Origin of the sequence: Sphaerospermopsis sp. FACHB-1194, from assembly GCF_014696235.1 — a bacterium.
Taxonomy (GTDB): Bacteria; Cyanobacteriota; Cyanobacteriia; order Cyanobacteriales; family Nostocaceae; genus Sphaerospermopsis; species Sphaerospermopsis kisseleviana.
On sequence record NZ_JACJPU010000102.1, the window covers coordinates 1 to 3,374 of the forward strand.

General features: G+C 37.6%; 2 protein-coding genes and 3 pseudogenes. 3 read left to right on the forward strand and 2 right to left on the reverse strand.

Translation table 11 applies throughout. The annotated features are described in order from the left end of the window. Positions 1 to 602: pseudogene (locus H6F45_RS26035) on the forward strand (furin); the annotation flags it as partial. Positions 603 to 877: 275 nt separating this feature from the next. Here H6F45_RS26035 and H6F45_RS26040 read toward each other — a convergent pair. Together H6F45_RS26040 and H6F45_RS26045 are read right to left on the reverse strand one after the other, a co-directional pair. Continuing rightward, positions 878 to 1,192: pseudogene (locus H6F45_RS26040) on the reverse strand (transposase); the annotation flags it as partial. An 89-nt stretch (positions 1,193 to 1,281) separates the two neighbouring features. Then, positions 1,282 to 1,870 (reverse strand): annotated as a pseudogene (locus tag H6F45_RS26045) (GAF domain-containing protein); the annotation flags it as partial. A gap of 276 nt (positions 1,871 to 2,146) precedes the next feature. On the opposite strand from H6F45_RS26045, the gene H6F45_RS26050 reads away from it, so the two are divergent. Together H6F45_RS26050 and H6F45_RS26055 are read left to right on the forward strand one after the other, a co-directional pair. Then, entirely contained in the window at positions 2,147 to 2,392 is a 246-nt protein-coding gene (locus tag H6F45_RS26050) for a UPF0175 family protein (protein WP_190348804.1), read from the forward strand. After that, positions 2,389 to 2,889 carry a DUF3368 domain-containing protein gene (locus H6F45_RS26055; RefSeq protein WP_190348805.1) on the forward strand — a complete coding sequence of 167 codons (501 nt, stop codon included), beginning with the start codon at positions 2,389 to 2,391 and terminating at the stop codon, positions 2,887 to 2,889. Before H6F45_RS26050 ends, H6F45_RS26055 begins: the two co-directional genes overlap by 4 nt. The last annotated feature ends 485 nt before the right edge of the window (positions 2,890 to 3,374 follow it).

Genomic DNA, 3,374 nt, shown 5'->3' on the forward strand with positions numbered 1-3,374 from the left:
CCTTTGCTGCCGGTGCAAGTACAGCCACTTTAACTATTGACCCCACAGGTGATAGCACTCCAGAAAGCGATGAAACCGTTGCTTTAACTCTCGCTTCAGGAACAGGTTATACCATTGGTACAAATACAGCCATTACGGGAACTATTACTAATGATGATACGGCTGAACCATTAACCTTAACCGGAGATGCAACCAATAATAACCTAGTCGGAGGTTATGGAAATGACACTTTCTTAGGACTGGGAGGACATGACACTCTCACTGGTGGGCTTGGTGCTGATAAGTTCAGGTTTAATTCTCCCTCCGAAGGCATGGACACCATCACCGACTTTTCTAAGGCACAAGGGGACAAGATAGAATTGTTTGGAACTGGCTTTAATTCTCTGGTGTGGACAGATGGGGTAACTAATGCACTAGCTCCCAGTGTATTTTCTATGGGGACAAGTGCCAATTCTTGGACTAATAGCATTATCTATAATAATATTAATGGTATCGTCTATTTTGATGCTGATGCTTTAGGTTCTGCACCACAAGTAGCATTAGCACAGCTTTCTCCTGCACTCAATCTCACTAACCAAGACTTTCTTGTTAGTTGGGTTTGATTTATCATGATGATAATTTCTTAATTAACGAAGCGATCGCATTTTGGAAATAGGGGTGTGATCGCGTTTCTTCTACTTAACTACTGACTCCAATCTTCAATTTCCAACCCTGCAATTTTCTGAAAATGTTTAAGATTCTTAGTCACAAGAATTAAATCATTAGCTATAGCAACTCCAGCTATCGGGACTTAAAGAAAAATCAAGCCCAAATAAAGCCAAAACTGGCTTTATGAGCGGCAAATACGTCACGATTAACAGTTAACCACTCAAAAAAATGAATCATCAATTATCAAGCTAAATTCCCTACTGATTCTGGTCTGACTACACTTGTTCATTACCTGCAACCGTCGTTCATTTACCTTGATTGCTGACCACGGTGCTTCTGTTAAAAAATGGTGTAATCTGTAGTAAGTTACGCCTACAGCGTTCTCTGCCATCTGGAATATGTTTTTTCGCTCGCTTTCTCCTAATAATCCTCCTACATAATGTCTAAACTCCCTTTTTTGGGCTTTATGGCCAAATACATCATCAAACCTTTGACACCATTTTTCAAAGCATGGGGGCATAGCTGTGGGTGTTGTCTCTTTCATGGGGGTTAGTTTGATGTGAAAGCTTTGCTATGCCTGCATTATAACCTTTTTTTTGTCTCTTTTTTTGCCTAAGTCCCGTTAACTGCCAAGGATTCGCCTTTGGCATATCTACCACCTTGGGTTTCTTGTAAATGGCTATCTTCCCATACCATTTTAAAGTCAGCAGTGGCAACTTTTATCCAGCCACTAGCTACTGACTCGGCTATAAATTTTCCGCTCCAATCTGGATGGAATTGATAAACAGCGACGCGATCGCAACGTAAAGCCTGACGAACTTCTTGAGTAGCTGCTTTGAAGAACTTTAGCTGCTGATTTTTTGGCTAGTCCTGACTGTTGCAGTTCTTTTTGTAATTTAAAACTCTGCAATCTGTAGGTAATTTCTGTGCTTATTTGCGACAGTAGTGTAATTTCTGCCTCTTGCCATTGACGCTCTGATCCACAACTATGGAGTACCAACAAGCCCCATACTTGATTATTTCTTGAAATCGGTAGACTTAAACTAGCTTTAACTTGAAATTTATCTAGTAGTTGTTTTTGATAGGGAGTAGCTTGAATTTGATTAATATTGTCTATGGTTACTGGTTCTATGTAATCTTGATTTGTATATAAACCAAACAAAATTGCTGGCATATTTTCGCCTAAAGATGGTGTCCAACCCGTGGTTCTTGATTCTACTAAATTTGATAAATTAGTCCATATTATACACAGTTGTGAATATGTCTACACAGTTAAATAAAATATAAATTACGTGCTATTCTCTGTATTGGTACTAGTGATACCTGATTGTACTCAGGTTTTACTATTACTAAAGTGCGATCGCTTCTTTACAAGAGACTACGTTAAGAGTATCCTATAGACAGCATTTGCGAATTTACCAAATTTATCAATATTGCCTAAAATAAAAACAACGGCAACGAATAGTAAAAGTTATTAATAATAATTGCTGGAGGAAAAATGAGTTTAGTAATTTCTGAAGAAATTGTGAAAGCAAGTGGTTTATCAGAGGACGAATTTTTACAGCAAATTGTCATTATGTTATTTCAACAAGACAAAATCAGTTTGGGAAAAGCTAGTGAGTTGTTGGCAATAAGTCAACTCAAGTTTCAACGTTTGATAGCTGAACGGGGAATATCCATTCACTATGACGTAGCTGAGTTTCAGGAGGATATTCAACATCTGCAACAAAAGGGTTGGTTATGATTGTTGTTAGTGATACTTCTCCTTTAAGCAGTCTAGCTATTGTTGGTTGTTTGTCACTTTTGCGAGAAATTTACACTATAGTCATCATTCCTCAAGCAGTTGCAGAAGAATTAACAAATTCAAGCAATGAAGATAGCTGTATTTCATCTGTACTTTCTCTAGAATGGGTTGAAATTCAACAGACAAGTAATTTAGAATTTGTAGAACTTTTACGAAGTAAACAAAACCTAGATCGTGGTGAAGCAGAAGCTATTACTCTCGCGCTGGAATTGAATGCAAATGAATTATTAATTGATGAACGTTTGGGGAGACGAGAAGCTACTCGTTTAGGATTATCAATTATGGGAGTGTTAGGTATTCTGTTAATTGCTAAACATGGAGGATTAATTCACGCAGTTAAACCGGTGATGAATGATTTAATTTCCCAGGCAAGTTTTCGGGTAAGTAATCAACTTTACCAAGAGGTTTTATGTGCTGCGAATGAGTTAAATGAATAGTTTCTGATATTGAGGTTGTGGTGCGATCGCTCTTCTTAGACATCGCTATTCTCGATGTAGGGGTAATTCATGAATTACCCCTACATGAATTACTCTACACAAGGATCAGGTTTTCATATTTTATAAATTAGCCCGTATCATACACATTTGTGAATATTTCTACACAGTTATAAAAATCAGAAATTACGTAGTATGATATGTATTGGTAATAGTTATACCTCATTGCTTTATGGCTTTGTTCCATTGTGGTAAGGTTATACCAGCGTGCAGTACCTACAGAGAAAAGAGCGATCGCTCTCCTTATACATCGCTGTTCTTGTGGGTTTGATATAGATGTCAAAAAAAATTATCACTATTTCAATACCTTAGCCAAATTACGAGGGTGAAACGGTTGTAGAAGTATTGTGAATACGACCAAGAGAGGTAAGCTTGGCAAAAATCTGGGATAATAAAATAGGGTCTGGTGGTTCTGGAAGCATTTTTAA